Below are 17,537 nucleotides of genomic sequence, written 5' to 3'. Positions count from 1 at the left end.
CCACCCGTGGCGCAACGTTGGGGCATCACCATCCCGCTGCCGGAACGGCCGCTGGCCGAGCAGCGGGAGCTCATCGCCGCACTGCCGGACCTGGGCTACACCGACGTGTGGTCGGCCGAGGGCGGTGCGGCGGACGCCTTCACCCCGCTGGCCCTGGCCGCCACCTGGGCGCCGGAACTGCGGCTGGGCACCGCGATCGTGCCGGTCTACACCCGGGGTCCGGCGACCTTGGCGATGAGCGCGGCGACGCTGGCCGCGGCGGCACCCGGCCGCTTCGCGCTGGGCGTCGGCACCTCCTCGGACGTGATCGTCGGCAAGTGGAACGGCATCCCGTTCGAGGAACCCTACAAGCGGGTCCGCGACACGGTGCGCTTCCTGCGCGCCGCGTGGACCGGGCAGAAGGTCACCGAGCGCTACGACACCTTCGAGGTCCGCGGCTTCACCGCCGGACTGGTCCCGGACCAGCCGCCGCCGATCCTGATCGCCGCGCTGCGCCCGGGGATGCTCCGGCTGGCCGGCCGGGAGGGCGACGGGGCGATCATCAACTGGCTCTCCGCCGAGGACGTGCGCACCGTGGTGCCGCACGTCCAGCAGGGCGGGACCGGCAAGGAGATCGCGGCCCGGATCTTCGTGATGCCCGACGTCGAGCCGGACACCGCGCGCGGCATCGCTCGCCGGATGATCACCGCCTACCTCAACGTCCCGGTCTACCGGGCGTTCCACGAGTGGCTGGGTCGCGAGCGGCTGGAGCCGATGTGGGCGGCGTGGGAGCGCGGGGAGCGCAAGGAGGCGCTGGCCGCCATCCCGGACGAGGTCGTCGACGAGCTCGTGGTGCACGGCCCCGCCGGCTACTGCCGGGAGCGGGTGCAGCAGTACGTCGACAACGGCGTCACCACGCCGGTGCTCGCCCTGTCCGCCCCGGGGGACCCGGCGGAGGCGATCCGCGCGCTCGGCCTGCGGTAGGAGGCCGCGGCCGGGTGCTCAGGTCAGGCCCTGCGGGGCCTGGCTCAACCCGCCGCCGAGGTGGGTGGTGTCGTTGAAGCGCCGGAGGATCCACTGCGGGCCGGCGAGCACGAGCTGGGACAGCGAACCGTTGTCGGAGCCGAGGAAGGCGAACGGGCGGGAGCCGGTGGCGCGGGCCAGCGCGGCGGCGATGACGCCGCCGTGGGTGAACACCGCGATCCGCTGGTCCGGGTGGTCCCCGTGCAGCCGGTCGAGCGCGGCGGCCACCCGGGCGTCGAACGCCTCGTTGGTCTCCGCGCCCGGGATGACGTCCCACCGCTGCTCGGCGCGCAGCCGCACCGCGACCGGATCGCCTTCGGCGGTCTTGCGCCGCAGCAGGCCGCCTTCCCAACTGCCCAGGTGCACCTCCCGGAGACCGGCCTCCACCCGGGGCTCCACGCCGAGGCGGGCGGCCAGCGGTGCGGCCGTCTCGGCGGTGCGGCGCAGCGTGGTCACGTACAGCGCGTCGAGCCCTTCGCCGGCCAGCCGGTCGGCGACCGCCCGGGCGTGCGCGACGCCGGTGGGCGCGAGTTCGGGATCGCCCTGGCCGTCGACCAGCGAGAACGGCCGGTCCGGCCGGGCCGGGGCGGACTCGCCGTGGCGGATCAGCAGCACCTCGGTCGAGCCGGGCGGTGCGCTGAAGCGGTGCTGCCGGTACTCCACTGCGGACATGGTCGCCTCCGTTCGCGGATCGCGCAGCGCACTTTTCCAGCGTGGCAGCGGGTTTTCAAGCATCCGGCACTTGGGCCCGGACGGCGCCGGGTGATAACTTAACGACTGATCAGGTCCGGCCGAGCACCGGCGCGACCGGTGCCCCGACGATGGGACAGGCGCGACGTGGCGAGTGCGGTGGACGGTGACGAGGCGGAGTCGGTCCTGCTGGAGCGCTCCGGTCCGGTGCTGGCGGTGACGATCAACCGGCCCCGGCGCAAGAACGCGATCGACGGGCCGACCTGGCAGCGGTTGCTGGCGACGTTGCGCGACGCCGGCGCCGACGACGAGGTGCGCGCGCTGGTGCTCACCGGCGCGGGCGGGGACTTCTGCGCCGGGGCCGACCTCGGCTCCGACCGGGGCGAGCGGCACCCGCTGCACCGGATGCACCACATCAACGACATCGCGCTGGCCCTGCACGAACTGGCCAAGCCGGTCGTGGCCAAGGTGCGCGGGGTCGCGGTGGGCGCCGGCTGGAACCTGGCGCTGGGCTGCGACCTGGTCGTCGCCGCGCCGGACGCCCGGTTCTCCCAGATCTTCGCCAAGCGCGGGCTGTCGCTGGACTTCGGCGGTTCCTGGCTGCTGCCCCGGATCGTCGGGATGCAGCAGGCCAAGCGGCTCGCGCTGCTCGGCGACTTCGTGGGTGCCGAGGAGGCGCGCGAGCTCGGCCTGGTCACCTGGGTGAAGCCGGCCGACGAGCTCGACGGGTTCGTCGACGAGCTGGCCGCCCGGCTCGCGCAGGCCCCGCCCATCGCGGTGGCCCAGAACAAGGCGCTGCTGCACGCCGGGGTGCACCAGAGCTACCGCGAGGCGCTGGAGAACGAGGCGCGCGCCCAGACCGTCAACTTCGCCACCGCCGACGCCCCGGCCGCCCGCGAGGCGTTCGTGAACAAGACCGAACCGACCTTCACCGGACGATGGAGCGCGCCGTGAACGAGATCCAGTACGAGGTGGCCGACGGGATCGCGACGATCACGCTGCACCGGCCGGACAAGCTCAACGCCTTCACCCACGTGATGCGGGGTGAGCTGATCGAGGCGTTCGACGCCGCCGACGCCGACGACGAGGTCCGGGTGGTCATCGTGACCGGCGCCGGGCGCGGGTTCTGCGCGGGCGCCGATCTCAGCCACGGCGCGGGCACCTTCGACCACGCCGCCGGCGACGAACGCGCGCGGGCGCGGTGGGAGTCCGGGGAGGTGGACGGGGTGCCCCGCGACGGCGGCGGCACCGTGGCGCTGCGCATCGCGGCCTCCCGCAAGCCGGTGATCGGCGCGATCAACGGCGCGGCGGTGGGCGTCGGGGTGACCATGACGCTGCCGATGGACGTCCGCATCGCGGCGAGCTCGGCCCGGTTCGGTTTCGTCTTCGCCCGGCGCGGGATCATCCCGGAGGCGGCGTCCACCTGGTTCCTGCCCCGGGTGGTGGGCATCTCGCAGGCGATGGAGTGGGTCGCCACCGGCCGGATCTTCAGCGCCGAGGAGGCGTTGTCGGGTCGGCTCGTCTCCCGGGTGGTGCCCGACGAGGAGCTGCTCCCCGCGGCGCGCACGCTGGCCCGGGAGATCGCGGACAACACCTCCGGCGTCTCGGTGGCGGTGGCCCGGCAACTGCTGTGGGGGATGCTCGGCGCCGACGACCCCTGGGAGGCGCACCGGCTCGATTCGCTCGGCATGAACCGGCTCGGTGCGATGGCCGACGCAGCCGAAGGGGTCTCGGCGTTCCTGGAGAAGCGCCCGGCGCGGTTCCCGCTGAGCCCCAGCGCGGACTTCCCGGAGTTCGTGCCGCGGTGGCCGTCGCGCCCCGGCGGGACGTGAGCCGCCGCCGGGGACGGAGCCGACGACGTGCGCTCAGGCCGGGTCGGTGAACCGCGGCGGCCGCCCGGCCATCCCGGACTCGACCGCCTCGACCTGGTTCGGGCTTCCGATCAGCGCGGTGATCTCGCGCTGCTCGGCCTCGTAGCCGGTCGCCAGGTCGACCCGGCCCGCGGTCTCCAGGAGCCGCTTGGCGGCGCGCACCGCCTCCGGGCTCCGCTCGGCGATCTCGGTGGCCAGCGCCAGGGCCGCGGCCCGGGGGTCGGATTCGGTGCGGGTGGCCAGGCCGAGCGCGGCGGCCTCCTCGCCGCTGACCACCCGGGCGGTGTAGGTCAGCTCCTTGGCGACGTCGCGGCCGACGAGCTCCGGCAGCAGCTGGCTGCCGGTCATGTCCGGCACCAGTCCCCAGCGGACCTCCATCACCGACAGCCGGGCGTCCGGGGCGACCAGCCGGATGTCGGCGCCCAGGGCGATCTGCAGGCCGCCGCCGTAGGCGACGCCGTGCATCGCGGCGATCACCGGCACCGGCAGCGCGGTCCACACGTGCGCCGCTTGCTGCCCGCGCGCCCGCGCCGGTCCGATCGGCCGGTCGGTCGCCGGGATGCGCTCGGCCGACCGGGTGCCGTCGGCCATCGCCCGGAAGGCCCCGAAGTCCAGGCCGGCGCAGAACGCCCGGCCGTTGCCGGAGAGCACCACCGCGCGGACCGCCGGTTCCTCGGCCAGGCGCAGTCCGGTGTCGACCAGCGCTTCGAACATCGGCTGGTCCAGCGCGTTGAGCTTGTCCGGGCGGTCCAGCCGGACGTCGGCGACACCGTCGGTGACGGTGCACGACACGCGGGCTTCGGCAGCGCTCACGGCTCCTCCTGCGGGACGGCCGCCGACGATCCGCCCGCGAGGGCGGAATCCGGTGCGACGGCGGGGATTTCGCGCACGCTAAGGCGAGGCGCCCGGTGCGTCAAGCCGCACCCGGGCACCGTCCGCACCCTTGTGCTCGCCGAGCCGACGTGTCTAAGGTCACTGAACGAGCGTTTAGGGGAGGTCCACGTGGACTTCGAGCTTCCGACCGCACTCGTGCACCGGCTGGAACGGCTCGACGCCTTCATCGAAGCCGAGATCCGTCCCTTGCAGGAGCAGGACGACAACCAACGGTTCTTCGACCACCGCAGGGAATTCGCCCGCACCGACGTCGAGGCGGGCGGCACGCCCAGCCGGGAGTGGGAGGAACTGCTCGGCGAGATGTTCCGGCGCGCCGACGCGGCGGGCTGGCTGCGCTACGGGCTCCCCGAATCGGTCGGGGGCTGCGGTGGCGGGAACCTCGACATGGCGGTGATCCGCGATCACCTCGCGGCCCGGGGCCTCGGGCTGCACAACGACCTGCAGAACGAATCCTCCGTGGTGGGCAACTTCCCGGTGGTGCACATGCTGCTGGCCTTCGGCACCGACGCCCAGCGCGCGGAGTTCGTCGAGGGCGTGCTCTCGCGCACCCGGCGGATCGCCTTCGGCCTCACCGAGCCCGACCACGGCAGCGACGCGACCTGGCTGGAGACCACCGCGCAGCGCCGCGGCACCGACTGGGTCCTCAACGGCGTCAAGCGGTTCAACTCCGGGATGCACTCGGCCACGCACGACATCGTGTTCGCCCGGACCTCCGGCCGGCCCGGCGACGCGCGCGGCATCACCGCGTTCCTGGTGCCGACCGACACCGCGGGGTTCTCGGTGGACTTCCACTGGTGGACCTTCAACATGCCCACCGACCACGCCGAGGTGACCCTGCGCGACGTCCGGGTGCCCGCCGAGGCGGTGTTCGGCGAGATCGGCGGCGGGCTGGAGCTGGCGCAGCACTTCGTGCACGAGAACCGGATCCGCCAGGCGGCCTCCGGCGTCGGCGTGGCCCGGCACTGCATCGACCGCAGCGTCGCCTACGCCCGCGAGCGGGTCACCTTCGGGCAGCCGCTGGCCCGCAGGCAGGCGGTGCAGTGGCCGCTGGTGGAACTGCGGACCGACGTCGAGCTGGTGGGCGGTCTGGTGCGCAAGACCGCGTGGGAACTCGACCGCACCCCGCACGCGGAGATCAGCGACCGGGTGTCCATGTGCAACTACCGGGCCAACCGGCTGGCCTGCGAGGCGGCGGACCGCGCGATGCAGGTCCACGGTGGACTCGGCTACACCCGGCACACGCCGTTCGAGCACATCTACCGCCACCACCGCCGCTACCGGATCACGGAGGGTTCCGAGGAGATCCAGATGCGCAAGGTGGCCGGGTACCTGTTCGGTTTCGCGGGGCCCCACCGCACCGGTGGCCGATGAACGCCGACGACCCGGACGAGCTGGCGCGGTCGCTGGGGGCGCGGCTGCACCGGGTGCTCGGCGCCCCGGTGCGGGTCACCGGGCTGGAGCGGGCCAGCGGCGGGGCCAGCCGGGAGACCTGGCTGTTCGCCGCGCGCCCCGAGGGCGCGGGCGGTGCCCGGGAGCTGGTGCTGCGCCGCGATCCGGTGCGCGCACCCCGGCCCGAGGGCATGGCCCGGGAGGCCGCGGCGCTGGCCGCGGCGGCCCGGTCCGGGGTCGCCGTCCCCGAGCTGGTCGACCACGGCACCGATCCGGGCGTGCTCGGGGCGCCGTACCTGATCACCGGGAAGGTCGGCGGGGAGAGCATCGCGCGCCGCCTGCTGCGCGACGAGGAGTACGCCGACGCCCGGCGCGGGCTGGCGCGCGAGCTCGGCAGGCAGGCCGCGCGGGTGCACCGCATCCCGCCGGAGTCGGTGCCCGGTCTGTCCACCGAGGACCCGCTGGAACGGCTGATCGCCGACTACGACGCGCTGGGCGAACCGCTGCCCGCCGTGGAGATCGCCTTCCGCTGGCTGCGCGAGCACCGCCCGCCCGCACCGGAACCCGCGGTGGTGCACGGCGACTTCCGCACCGGCAACCTCCTGGTCGACCGCACCGGGCTGCGCGCCGTGCTGGACTGGGAACTGGTGCACCTCGGCGATCCGGTGGAGGACCTGGGCTGGTTGTGCGTCAAGGCGTGGCGGTTCGGATCCGCTTCGCCGGCAGGCGGTTTCGGTACCCGCGACGAGCTGCTCGACGGCTACGCCGAGGTCGCCGGGCGACGCCCGGACCCGGCGGCGCTGCGCTGGTGGGAGGTGTTCGGCACCGCCCGGTGGGGCGTGATCTGCCGGGCGCAGGCCGAGCGCCACCTCAGCGGGGCGCAACCCTCGGTGGAGCTCGCGGCGATCGGCCGCCGGGTGTGCGAGCAGGAGCACGACCTGCTGGAGGAGCTCGCCATCCCCCGGCCCGCCCCGGTCCCGGAGGCGGTACCGGAAGTGATCTCCGAGCTGCACGGCAGTCCTGCGGCGGCCGACCTCGTCGCGGCGGTGGCCGGGTTCCTCCGCGACGAGGTGCTTCCCGGCCAGCGCGGCCACCTCCGGTTCCAGAGCCGGGTCGCGGCCAACGCGCTCGCCGTCGTCGAGCGGGAGCTGCGGCACGGCGCCGGACCGGACGCCGCGCACCGGGACCGGTTGGCCGCGCTGGGTTTCCCGGGCACCGCGGCGCTGGCCGGGGCGATCCGGCGCGGCGAGGTGCGCGGCGAGGACCCGCGGGTGGCCGAGGCGGTGTGGCGGTCGGTGCTCGACCGCCTCGCGGTGGCCAACCCGCGGCACGGGACCGACCCACGGCAGGGAGGAACGTCATGACCGAGGTCCGCCTGATCGCATCCGGCCTGCTGTTCCCCGAAGGACCGATCGCGATGTCCGACGGGTCCGTCCTGCTGTTGGAGATCAAGCGCGGCACGTTGTCGCGGGTGGCGCCCGACGGGACGGTGTCGGTGGTCGCCGAGTGCGGCGGCGGTCCCAACGGTGCGGCCATCGGCCCCGACGGCGCGGTCTACGTGTGCAACAACGGCGGCTTCGAGTGGCTCGACATCGGGGGCCGGATGGTGCCGGGGCACCAGCCCGCCGACTACATCGGCGGCCGGATCCAGCGGGTCACCGCCGACGGCGCGGTCACCGACCTCTACACCGAGGTCGACGGCCGCGGCCTGCGCGGCCCCAACGACCTCGTCTTCGACGCCCACGGCGGCTTCTACTTCACCGACCTCGGCAAGCGCCGGGAGCGCGAGACCGACCGGGGCGGGCTGTACTACGCGCTGCCGGACGGGTCCCGGATCGCCGAGATCGCCCATCCGCTGACCGAGCCCAACGGCGTCGGGCTCGCGCCGGACGGCTCCCGCGTCTACGTCGCCGAGACCTCCACCGGCCGGGTCTGGTACTGGGACGTGGCGGGGCCGGGCCTGCTGCGCCGGACCGGCCGCGGACCGGCGGGCGCGGCGCTGCTGCACGGCTTCGACGGCTACCAGCTGCTGGACTCGCTCGCGGTGGACGGCGCGGGCAACGTCTGCGTGGCCACGCTGGGCACCGGTGCGATCAGCGTGCTGTCCCCGGAGGGGGAGCTGCTGGAGGTGGTCGCGGTGCCCGAGCACGACTTCCACGTCACCAACATCTGCTTCGGCGGCCCCGACCTGCGCACGGCCTACGTCACCTCGTCGGGCCGCGGGCTGCTCTACGCGGTGCGGTGGCCGAGGCCGGGGCTGGCGCTCCAGCACCAGGCATGAACCGGAGGGGAGGAAGCGCGGTGTCGGAGGAACAGCGGCAACGGCTGGTCGACGAGCTCACCGGTCCGGGCGGGGAGTTCGCGATCGTCGAACGCGAGATCCGGGGCATCCCGATGCGGGTGTACGGCGGACCGCTCGAAACCCTGCGCGACGTGGTCGCCTTCAGCGCGGGGTACGGGGACCGGGACTTCCTGGTCTACGGCGAATCCGACCGGTGCACCTTCGCCGAGCACTTCCGCCGGGTGGCGGGACTGGCCCGGTGCCTGCGCGAGGATTACGGCCTCGGCGCCGGGGACCGGGTGGCCATCGCGATGCGCAACTACCCGGAGTGGGCGCCGATCTTCTGGGCGGTGCAGGCCGCCGGGTTGATCGCGGTGCCGCTCAACGCCTGGTGGAGCGCCGCCGAACTGCGCTTCGGCATCGAGGACTGCGGCGCCCGGCTGATCTTCGCCGACGCCGAGCGGACCGCGCTGCTGGACACCGACGTGCCGGTGGTGGAGGTGCGCGGCGGCGGGTCGCGGCGCGGCGTGCGCGCCTGGGACGAGTTGCTGGCGTCGCTGCCCGGCGACGCCGCGCTGCCGGAGGTGGCCATCGGTCCCGACGACGACGCCACCATCCTCTACACCTCGGGCACCACCGGACGCCCCAAGGGCGCCGTCGGCACGCACCGCAACCACTGCACCAACGTGCTCAACACGGTGGTGGCCCGCCGGGTCGGGGCCGCGCTGGCCAACGGCGGGGAGTTCCCGCCCCCGGCCGGTCCGGACGATCCCCCGGCGGGCGCGCTGCTGACCTTCCCGATCTTCCACATCGCCGGGCTCACCACGCTGTGCTTCGCCACCCTCGCCGGGGTCAAGGTCGCGACGATGTACCGCTGGGACCGGGCGGAGGCGGCCGAGCTGATCGAGCGGGAAGCGCTGACCACGGTGGCGGGCGTGCCGACGGTGGTGCGCGACCTCGTGGAGCACGGCGCCGACCTGTCCCGGCTGGAGGGCGTCAACATGGGCGGCGCGCCGATCCCGCCGGACCTGGTGCGGCGGGTGGGCGCGCTGGGCCCGGTGACCTCGGCGGCCAACGGCTACGGGCTCACCGAGACCACCTCGGCCGTGGTGAGCAACGCGGGGCAGGCCTACCAGGAGCGGCCGGACAGCGTCGGGCGCTGCGCCCCCGGTGCGGACCTGCGGGTCGTCGACCCCGCCACCGGTGCCGACGTCACCGACGGGGAGATCGGCGAGCTGTGGTTCCGGGGGCCCAACGTGGTCCGCGGCTACTGGAACAACCCCGAGGCGACCGCGGCGGCGTTCGTCGACGGCTGGTTCCGCACCGGCGACCTCGGCCACGTCCAGGACGGCTGGGTGCACGTGGTCGACCGGATGAAGGACGTGGTGATCCGCGGCGGGGAGAACGTCTACTGCGCCGAGGTGGAGGCCGCGCTGTTCGAGCACCCCGACGTGGTGGACGCCGCCGTCGTGGGCGTGCCGCACCGCGAGCTCGGCGAGGAGGTGGTGGCGGTGGTGACCGCGCGCTCCGGGTCCGGCGTCGACGCCGCGGCGCTGCGCGCGCACGTCGGGCAGCGGCTGGCCGCGTTCAAGGTGCCCGCGCACGTCGTCTTCCACGCCGGGGAGCTGCCCCGGACCACCACCGGCAAGGTGCTCAAGCGCCGGTTGCGCGAGCAGATCACCGATGCCGTCGCGAGGAGTTGAGATGGAACTGCGCGGGATCGAGCCGGTGGCGGTGACCCGCTGGCTGGCCGAGCACGTGCCGGACCTGGTGCCCCCGGTGGAGTTCGCGCTGATCTCCGGCGGCCGGTCCAACCTCACCTACCGGCTCACCGACGCGGCGGGCTCGGTGCGGGCGCTGCGCCGCCCGCCCACCGGGGGAGTGCTCAGCACCGCGCACGACATGGGCCGCGAGTGGCGGTTCATCTCGGCGCTGGCCGGCACCCCGGTCCCCGTCCCGGAACCGCTGGCCTACTGCGCCGACGCCGCGGTCACCGGCGCGGAGTTCTACGTGATGGGCTACGTCGACGGCACCGTGCTCGTCGACGCCGAGGCCGCCCGGCCCTTCCCGCCGGAGGCCCGCCGCGCCGCGGGGTTCGCGGTGGTGGACTGCCTCGCGGCGCTGCACCGGGTCGAGCCGGACGAGGTGGGGCTCGGGGACGCCGCCCGCCGGGACGGCTACCTGCACCGGCAGCTCCGGCGGTGGCGGCGCCAGGTGCACCAGTCCGGGGCGCCGGACCTCGCGCTGCTCGACGCGGTGCACGACGCGCTGGCCTCCGGCGTGCCGGAGCAGACCACCGGCATCGTGCACGGCGACTTCCGGCCCGGGAACCTGTCCTTCGCCGCCGACGGCGCGGTGCTGGCGGTCTTCGACTGGGAACTGGCCACCCTCGGCGAACCGCTCGCCGACCTGGGCTGGCTGATCTCCACGTGGGCCGAACCGGACGACGCCGCCCCGCCGACCACCCCGGGACCGACCGTCGAACCGGGCTTCCCCCGCAGGCGGGAGCTGGTGGACCGCTACGTCGAGCTGACCGGTCGCGACGTCGCCGACCTGCCCTACTACGTGGCGTTCCAGCGCTGGCGCTCGGCGTGCATCACCGCGGGGGTCCGGGCCCGCTACCAGGCCGGGGTGATGGGCGACGACGGCTACACCGCGCGGGGCGAGGACGCCCGGGAGCGGCGGCAGGCCGAGGCCGCGTGGCGGGCCGTCGAGGAGCTCGGCCTCACCGGCGGTGCGCGGTGACGCGGCGGCCGGTGCGCATCGGCAACTTCTCCGGCTACCTGGGCGACCGGCGCAGCGCCCTCGCCGACGTGCTGGCCGGTGATCCGGTCGACGTGCTGGTCGGCGACTACCTCGCCGAGTTCACCCTCGCGATGCTGGCCTCCCGCCACCGCGCCGACCCGTCGAAGGGGTACGTGGAGTACTTCCTCGACCAGCTCGGGCCGCAGCTCGGCGCGGTGGCCGAGCGGGGCTGCCGGGTGGTGGCCAACGCGGGCGGCTTCCACCCCGCGGGGCTGGCCGAGGCCCTCCGCGCGCTGGCCGCGGCGCGGGGCGTGCGGCTGCGGGTGGCGCACGTGGAAGGTGACGACGTGCTGTCCGAGCTCGACCGGCTGCGGGCCGACGGGCACGCGCTGGCCCACCTCGACACCGGTGCGCCGCTGTCGGACTGGGGCGTGCGGCCGATCGCGGCCAACGCCTACCTTGGCGGGTGGGGGATCGCCGCGGCGCTGCGCGCGGGCGCCGACGTCGTGGTCTGCGGCCGGGTCACCGACGCCTCGCTCACCGCGGGCCCGGCGGCGTGGTGGCACGGGTGGGACCCGGCGGACTGGGACCGGCTGGCCGCCGCGGTCGTCGCCGGGCACGTCGTCGAATGCGGGCCGCACGCCACCGGGGGCAACTTCTCCGGCTTCGCGGCGGTCCCGGGCGCGGTCGAACCGGGGTTCCCGATCGCCGAGATCGCCGCGGACGGCACCGCGGTCATCACCAAGCACGCCGGGCACGGCGGGATGGTCACCGCCGACACGGTGACCGCCCAGCTCGTCTACGAGATCCAGGGACCGAGGTACCTCAACCCCGACGTCACCGCGCACCTCGACTCGGTGCGGCTGCGCACGACCGGACCCGACCGGGTGGAGCTGTCCGGGGTCACCGGGTCACCGCCGCCGCCGACCACGAAGGTCGCCGCGTTCGCTCCGATCGGCCACCAGGTCGTGCACACCCTCTACGCGACCGGGCTGGCGGTCGAGGAGAAGGTCGCCCTGGTCCGGGCGCAGGTGGCGGCGCTGCTCGGCGAGCGGCCCGACGTCGAGGTCGACGTCACCGCGTTGGGCGTTCCCGCGGTGGACCCCCGGACGCAGTGGGAGGCCACCGCGCAGATCCGGGTGATGGCGGCCGGGCCCGATCCCGAACCGCTCGACGACCTCGTCCAGGGGCTCGGCGGGCTCTTCCTGTCCAGCATCCCCGGCTTCTACACCGACACCGCCGCCCGGCAGGCGAGCGCCGCCCGGCCGCGGATCGACTACTGGCCCGCGCTGCTCGCGGTCGAGGCCGTGCCGCACCGGGTGGTGCTCGACGGCGGCGAGCGGCTGGACGTCCCGCCGCCGGCGGCCACCGCCGAGCAGGCCCAGCCGGTGCACCCGGAACCCGGCCCGCCCTCGCCGGGGCCGACCCGCCGGCTGCCGCTGGGCGCGCTCGCGCACGCCCGCAGCGGTGACAAGGGCGGCAACAGCAACGTCGGGCTGTGGGTGCCGGATCCGCGCGCCTGGCCGTGGTTGCGCGACCTGCTCAGCACCGCGGGGTTGCGCCGCCTGATGCCCGAGGCCGCCGATGTCGAGGTGGTCCGCCACGAGTTCCCCGAGCTGCGCGCCGTGCACTTCGTGCTGCGCGGGCTGCTGGGCACCGGCGGGTCGAGCAACCTGCGGGTCGACCCGATCGGCAAGGCGGTCGGGGAGTTCCTGCGGGCGCGCCACGTCGACGTCCCGGTGGACCTGGCGGCTGCGCTCCCGCGGTGAACCCGTCGCGCGCGGCGGGACCTCAGCGGGTGAGCCCGACGATCCGCTCGGCGATGGCGACGTAGCGATCGGCCAGCTCGGCGGGGTTCACGTCACCGTCCGGGTCGTACCACTGCGAGATCGCGTTGCAGGAGGCCTGGATGGCCCGCCGCGCGTCGGTGGCGTGGGCGCAGCCGAACACGCCCCGCGCGATGCCCTCGTCGATGATCTCCTGGAACAACCGGGTGGCCGACTCCCGCAGGTCGGCGAGCCGTTGCGCGTGCGGCTGTTCCAGGTTGCGGATCTCGCGCGCGGCGATGGTGCTCTCCACCCGGCGTCGCACCCGGTAGTCCACCGTGGCCCGGACGATCGCGGCCAACCGCTCCGCCGGATCGTCGCCGCAGGAGCGCAGCGCGGTGTCGCAGGTCTGGAAGTAGTCGTTGACGCTGTCCTCGATGAGCCCGGCGAACAGCTCCTGCTTGCTGGAGTGCCAGTAGTACAGCGCCGACAGGCTCAACCCGGCGCGCTTGGCGATGTCCCGGATGGACGTGCCGTGGTACCCGCGTTCGGCGAAGATCTCCCGCGCGGCGACCGTCAGCGCATCCCCGCCTCGGCCGCGCGGGATGGCGGTGGGGGCCGCGGATTCCGTTGCCACGATCCCAGGATACGGGCTGGGCCGGGAGGCAACGACCGTCGCTCCCCGATGCGGGCACCGCGGTGCTCACCCGGGACCGGTCAACCGCTCCCACACCCCGATCTCGCCCGCCGCCAGCGCTTCCCGGCCCAGCCGCAGCGACCACTCCCGCTCGCTGCCCGCGTCGTCGCGCCACGCCCACAGCTTGCGCGTCCGGTGGTGCAGCGGATGCTCGCGGGTCACGCCCATCGCGCCGTGCAGCTGGTGCGCCGCCGCGGCGACGTCGGTGGCCGCGCCCGCGGCGGTGATCCGGGCCGCCGCGGTCGCCGCGAACGCCTCCTCGGCGGTGCCCCGCTCGTGCGCCGCCACGGCGCGGTCGACGACCGCCGCCACCGCCACCAACCGGACCTGCATCTCGGCCAGCCCGCTCGCCACCGCCTTGATCGCCACCAGCGGACGGCCGAACTGCTCGCGTTCGGTGACGTGCCGCCGGGTGAGCTCGTGGGCACCGCGCGCGGCGCCCAGCAGCGCGGCCGCGTTGAGCACCCCCGCGCGGGCGCGCACCGCCCGGTGCGGTGCGACCTCCGGTGCGGGGGAGCAGGCGTCCGGCCCCGGGCGGATCTCGTCGCGCGGGGCGCCCGCCAGGTCCAGTCCCGGCACCACCTCGGCGGCTGCCGGGTCCACGAACCGCGCCGGGCCGTCGGCGGGCCGGAGCAGGACGCGGTCGGCGTGCCGCCCCCAGGGCACCGCCCGCAGCGATTCCACCGCGACGACCAGTCCCGAGCAGCGCTCGCCCAGCAGCCAGTGGGACAGCGCCGCCTCCACCAGCGGGACCGAGACGCCGCTGGCGGCGGTGGCGCTGATCAGCTCCACCAGGTCGCCCAGCGAGCCGCCGGCCCCGCCCGCGTCCTCCGGCACGCCCACCTGCGGCCAGCCCAGCTCCACCAGGGTGGGCCACACCGGGTGCACCGCGCCTTCCGGTGCCTGCTCGGTGATGCCGCCCAGCACGTCGGCGGCGACGTCGGCGATCAGGGAATCGCGCTCGCTCATCGGCGGGCCTCCTCCTTGGCGAGCAGGGACAGCAGCACTTCGGAGGCACCGCCCCGGATGCCGAAGCCGGGCGAGGCCAGCAGCGCCTCGCCCAGCGGGCTGTCCGGGGCCACCGGATCACCGCCCGCGGCGCGGCGGGCGACGTCCAGCACGTCGCGCTCGAAGGCGGTGCCGAGGTACTTCAGCGTGGCGGCGGCCCGCACCGGGGCGCGGCCCGCGTCGAGCTCCTCGGCCACCCGCACGCACAGCGCGCGGAGCCCGGCCAGCCGGGCGATCAGCTCGCCGATCTCGGCGGCCGCCGTGTCGTCGGCGGTCTCCAGGAGCCCGGCCAGCACCGGGTAGGTGGACAGCACCCGTTCCGGCCCGCCGCGCTCGTGCGCGAGCTGCTCGGTGACCTGCCGCCAGCCCTGGCCGACCTCGCCGATGACCCGGTGCCCGGGGACGAAGACCTCGTCGAGGACCACCTCGTTGAAGTGGTGCGATCCGGCCATGTCGACGATCGGCGAGACCGCGACCCCGGGCGCGGACATGTCGACCACGAATTCGGTGAGCCCGGCGTGCTTGTCCGCCTCGCGCCCGGTGCGGGCCAGCAGGTAGGCGTGCGTGGCCCGGTGGGCGTGGCTGGTCCAGATCTTGCGCCCGGTCACCGACCAGCCGCCGTCGACGGGAGCGGCGGTGGTGCGCACGGCGGCCAGGTCCGATCCCGCGTCCGGTTCGGACATGCCCAGGCAGAAGACGTGGTCGGCGGCGACGATGCCGGGCAGGATCTCGGCGCGCAGCCGGGGTGTGCCGTGCCGGAGGATGGACGGCCCGATCTGCCGGTCGCCGATCCAGTGCGCGGCGACCGGTGCGCCGGCCCGCAGCAGCTCCTCGGTGACCACCAGGCGGGCGAGGTGGGACCGCCCGGCCCCGCCCACCTCGCGCGGCCAGGTCATCCCGATCCAGCCGCGCGCGGCCAGTTCCCGGCTGAACTCGGGGTCGAAGGACCGCAACCAGGCGTCCGGGCGCGGCCGGTAGCGCCCCGCGTCCCGCCAGGTCCGGCACAGTTCCCGGACCTGGTCGCGGAGCTCCTCCGGTGCCGTCACGACACCGCCTCCTCTCGTTCGTCGCGGTCCCGCCTCCGCACCGTTCCGCTCGTGGTCGCTCCCGGGGAGTCGGAGGCGACGAGGTCGGCGGCGACCGCGCCGCCGCGGTGCACGACGAGCGGGTTGATCTCGACCTCGGCGCCGGGTCCGAGCGCCTGCCCGGCGCTGGAGAGCGCGGCGACCGCCGCCGCGGCGGCGGCGACGTCGTGGCCGGGCCGCCCCCGGTGCCCGGCCAGCAGCGGCCAGCAGCGCAGCCGCCGAAGCAGCGCGGTGGCCCCCGCCGGGTCCACCGGGCCGAGCGCGGAGACCACGTCGCGGTGCAGTTCGGTGGCGGTGCCGCCCCACCCCACGGTGACCAGCGGCGGGTAGCCGTGCTCCGCGCCGCGCACGGACACCAGCAGTTCCACCCCGCGGGGCAGCAGCTCCTGGACCAGCACGCCGTCGAGGGCGGCGGCGGGCGCGGCGTCGGTGACGGCGGCGAGCATCGCCCGGGCCGTCGCGGCGGCCTCGCCCGCGGGCACCCCGACCCGCACCCCGCCGACCTCGCTCTTGTGCGCGAGGTCCGCGGACTGGACCTTGAGCACGACGTGCTCGCCGAGCTCCCGGGCCGCGTCGGCGGCCGTCGCCGGGTCGGTGACCAGCGCGCCGCGCGGCCGGGCGATCCCGAGCGCGTCCAGCAGCGCCCCGCCCGCCGCCTCGGTGCGCGCGGCGGCCAGCAGGGGAGCCGTCCCGCGCGGCGCCCCGGTGGCCGCGGGACGTCCGCTGTCGGTGGGCAGCAGCCGGGCGGGCAGCAGCCGGGCGAGCAGCCGCAGCGCCGCCGCGGTGGTCCCGACGACCGGGATGCCGACCTGCCGCAGCGCCGCGGCGGCGGGCGCGATCTCCTCGTGCGAGTACAGCCAGGCGACCGCGTAGGGCTTGCCGGTGCGCGCGGCGGCGGCGCGCACCGATTCCGCGATCTCCACCGCGGCGCGACCGCCGAGGGTGGTGAGCACGACCAGCACCGCGTCGACGTCGGCGTCGTCGGCGACCGCTTCGCAGACCGCGCCGAGCTGCCCGGCGTCGTTGATCACCTGCGCGGTGACGTCGACCGGGTTGGCCGTGCTGCCGAAGTCCGGGATGAGCGGTCGCAGCCGGTCCCGCGTCGGCGCGGCCAAGGCGGGCAGCGCGAGCCCGGCCGACTCGGCGTGGTCGGCGGCGAGCCCGCCCGCGCCGCCGGAGCTGGTGACGACGCCGATCCGGCCGCCGGCGGGGCGCGCGGCGGCGGTCAGCGCCACCGAGGCGTCCAGCAGCTCGTCGAGGTCGTCGGCCCGCACCGCCCCGGATCGCGCGGTGAGCAGGTCGAAGGCGGTGCCCGCGCGCACCATCGCCCCGGTGTGCGAGGCGACCGCGCGTCGGCCGGTGGCCGAGCGGCCGGAGCGCAGCACCGCGACCCGCGTGCCCGTCCCGGCCGCGCGGTCGAGCAGCGCCGCCCACTCCGCGCCGTCGGGAAGTTCCTCCAGGTAGCACGCCAGCACCCGCACGTGCGGATCGGCCAGCAGCGCCCCGGCCGCCTCGGTGGCGGTGACGTCGGCCTGGTTGCCGACGCTGAGCCACGCGGTGAGCCCGACGCCCCGGTCCCGGGCCAGGCCGAGGAAGCTGCCGCCCAGCGCACCGCTCTGCCCGACGTAGGCGATGCCGGAGTCGGCCGGGCTCGCCGCCGAGGCCGCCGCGGTGAAGGTCGCCGTCAGCCCGGTGGGGCGGTGGATCAGCCCCTGGCAGTTCGGGCCCAGCACGCGCACGCCGTGCTGGCGGGCCAGCGCCACCAGCTCCTCCTGGGCCGACCGCCCCGACTCCCCGGTCTCGGCGAACCCGGAGGACAGCACCACCACGGCCCCGGCCCCGGCCCGGCCCGCCGCCTCGACGACGGCGGGCACGCCCGCGGCGGGCACCAGCACCAGCACCAGGTCCACCGGTCCGGGCAGCGCGGCCAGCGACGGGTAGCAGGGCAGGCCCCCGATCTCCCGGTGGCGCGGGTTGATCGGGTAGACCGGGCCGCTGAAGCCGCGCAGGTGATCGGTGAGCCGGGCGGCCATCGCCGAGCGCGGCGAGGCGCCGACGACGGCGACCGAGCGGGGACGCAGCACGCTGTCGAGCGCGGTGTCCACGACC

The 17,537-nt window shown here is 75.6% G+C and carries 15 protein-coding genes; 9 read left to right on the top strand and 6 right to left on the bottom strand.

Annotated elements, in window-relative coordinates; genetic code table 11:
- Nucleotides 1-6 precede the first annotated feature (6 nt).
- Nucleotides 7-963 (top strand): LLM class F420-dependent oxidoreductase, encoded by a 957-nt coding sequence (locus tag ABD976_RS23285; protein ID WP_345366673.1) that lies wholly within the window; start codon nt 7-9, stop codon nt 961-963.
- A gap of 18 nt (nt 964-981) precedes the next feature.
- Here ABD976_RS23285 and ABD976_RS23280 read toward each other — a convergent pair whose 3' ends face one another.
- Nucleotides 982-1,674: a histidine phosphatase family protein gene (locus tag ABD976_RS23280; RefSeq protein WP_345366671.1), complete on the bottom strand. Its 693-nt coding sequence runs from the start codon at nt 1,672-1,674 to the stop codon at nt 982-984.
- A 177-nt stretch (nt 1,675-1,851) separates the two neighbouring features.
- Between ABD976_RS23280 and ABD976_RS23275 the strand changes: the two genes are divergently transcribed.
- A complete protein-coding gene (locus tag ABD976_RS23275) occupies nt 1,852-2,646 on the top strand; it encodes an enoyl-CoA hydratase/isomerase family protein (protein ID WP_345366669.1) in 795 nt (264 codons plus the stop codon).
- Nucleotides 2,631-3,524, top strand: coding sequence for a crotonase/enoyl-CoA hydratase family protein (locus ABD976_RS23270; RefSeq protein ID WP_345366667.1), 894 nt, complete (start codon nt 2,631-2,633; stop codon nt 3,522-3,524). Before ABD976_RS23275 ends, ABD976_RS23270 begins: the two co-directional genes overlap by 16 nt.
- 33 nt (nt 3,525-3,557) lie before the next feature.
- Here the strand turns inward: ABD976_RS23270 and ABD976_RS23265 are convergent, their stop codons facing one another.
- Nucleotides 3,558-4,376 (bottom strand): crotonase/enoyl-CoA hydratase family protein, encoded by an 819-nt coding sequence (locus ABD976_RS23265; RefSeq protein ID WP_345366665.1) that lies wholly within the window; start codon nt 4,374-4,376, stop codon nt 3,558-3,560.
- A gap of 189 nt (nt 4,377-4,565) precedes the next feature.
- Between ABD976_RS23265 and ABD976_RS23260 the strand changes: the two genes are divergently transcribed.
- Genes ABD976_RS23260 through ABD976_RS23235 form a run of 6 tightly spaced genes read left to right on the top strand, consistent with a single transcriptional unit; the run spans nt 4,566 to nt 12,641 of the window.
- Complete coding sequence (locus ABD976_RS23260) at nt 4,566-5,828, top strand: acyl-CoA dehydrogenase family protein (protein ID WP_345366663.1); 1,263 nt, start codon at nt 4,566-4,568, stop codon at nt 5,826-5,828.
- Nucleotides 5,825-7,210, top strand: a complete 1,386-nt coding sequence (locus tag ABD976_RS23255; RefSeq protein WP_345366661.1) for a phosphotransferase family protein — start codon at nt 5,825-5,827, stop codon at nt 7,208-7,210. Before ABD976_RS23260 ends, ABD976_RS23255 begins: the two co-directional genes overlap by 4 nt.
- The gene (locus tag ABD976_RS23250; protein ID WP_345366659.1) at nt 7,207-8,127 is read left to right on the top strand and encodes an SMP-30/gluconolactonase/LRE family protein; all 921 of its coding nucleotides are present in this window, start codon (nt 7,207-7,209) and stop codon (nt 8,125-8,127) included. The genes ABD976_RS23255 and ABD976_RS23250 overlap by 4 nt, the downstream gene beginning before the upstream one ends.
- Nucleotides 8,128-8,147: 20 nt before the next feature.
- Complete coding sequence (locus tag ABD976_RS23245) at nt 8,148-9,830, top strand: class I adenylate-forming enzyme family protein (RefSeq protein ID WP_345366657.1); 1,683 nt, start codon at nt 8,148-8,150, stop codon at nt 9,828-9,830.
- A 1-nt stretch (nt 9,831) separates the two neighbouring features.
- Entirely contained in the window at nt 9,832-10,872 is a 1,041-nt protein-coding gene (locus ABD976_RS23240; RefSeq protein WP_345366655.1) for a phosphotransferase family protein, read from the top strand.
- Complete coding sequence (locus ABD976_RS23235; RefSeq protein WP_345366653.1) at nt 10,869-12,641, top strand: acyclic terpene utilization AtuA family protein; 1,773 nt, start codon at nt 10,869-10,871, stop codon at nt 12,639-12,641. The genes ABD976_RS23240 and ABD976_RS23235 overlap by 4 nt, the downstream gene beginning before the upstream one ends.
- Nucleotides 12,642-12,663: 22 nt before the next feature.
- Here ABD976_RS23235 and ABD976_RS23230 read toward each other — a convergent pair whose 3' ends face one another.
- From ABD976_RS23230 to ABD976_RS23215, 4 genes are all read right to left on the bottom strand, one after another.
- Nucleotides 12,664-13,275, bottom strand: coding sequence for a TetR/AcrR family transcriptional regulator (locus ABD976_RS23230; protein WP_345366651.1), 612 nt, complete (start codon nt 13,273-13,275; stop codon nt 12,664-12,666).
- A 66-nt stretch (nt 13,276-13,341) separates the two neighbouring features.
- Nucleotides 13,342-14,304, bottom strand: coding sequence for an acyl-CoA dehydrogenase family protein (locus ABD976_RS23225; RefSeq protein ID WP_345366649.1), 963 nt, complete (start codon nt 14,302-14,304; stop codon nt 13,342-13,344).
- Nucleotides 14,301-15,389, bottom strand: coding sequence for an acyl-CoA dehydrogenase family protein (locus tag ABD976_RS23220; protein WP_345366647.1), 1,089 nt, complete (start codon nt 15,387-15,389; stop codon nt 14,301-14,303). The genes ABD976_RS23225 and ABD976_RS23220 overlap by 4 nt, the downstream gene beginning before the upstream one ends.
- Nucleotides 15,386-17,533 (bottom strand): acetate--CoA ligase family protein, encoded by a 2,148-nt coding sequence (locus tag ABD976_RS23215; protein ID WP_345366645.1) that lies wholly within the window; start codon nt 17,531-17,533, stop codon nt 15,386-15,388. The genes ABD976_RS23220 and ABD976_RS23215 overlap by 4 nt, the downstream gene beginning before the upstream one ends.
- Between the last annotated feature and the right edge of the window lie 4 nt (nt 17,534-17,537).

Origin of the sequence: Saccharopolyspora cebuensis (assembly GCF_039542665.1) — a bacterium.
Classification (GTDB): domain Bacteria; phylum Actinomycetota; class Actinomycetes; order Mycobacteriales; family Pseudonocardiaceae; genus Saccharopolyspora; species Saccharopolyspora cebuensis.
Note: the sequence above shows the minus strand (reverse complement) of the source record. Positions and strands in the feature narration are given on the sequence as shown.

Excerpts from the sequence above, each read along its gene's own strand:
- ABD976_RS23250 (WP_345366659.1), top strand. The coding sequence starts at position 7,207 with ATGACCGAGGTCCGCCTGATCGCATCCGGCCTGCTGTTCCCCGAAGGA.
- ABD976_RS23255 (WP_345366661.1), top strand. The coding sequence starts at position 5,825 with ATGAACGCCGACGACCCGGACGAGCTGGCGCGGTCGCTGGGGGCGCGG.
- ABD976_RS23270 (WP_345366667.1), top strand. The coding sequence starts at position 2,631 with ATGGAGCGCGCCGTGAACGAGATCCAGTACGAGGTGGCCGACGGGATC.
- ABD976_RS23225 (WP_345366649.1), bottom strand. The coding sequence starts at position 14,304 with ATGAGCGAGCGCGATTCCCTGATCGCCGACGTCGCCGCCGACGTGCTG.
- ABD976_RS23240 (WP_345366655.1), top strand. The coding sequence starts at position 9,832 with ATGGAACTGCGCGGGATCGAGCCGGTGGCGGTGACCCGCTGGCTGGCC.
- ABD976_RS23280 (WP_345366671.1), bottom strand. The coding sequence starts at position 1,674 with ATGTCCGCAGTGGAGTACCGGCAGCACCGCTTCAGCGCACCGCCCGGC.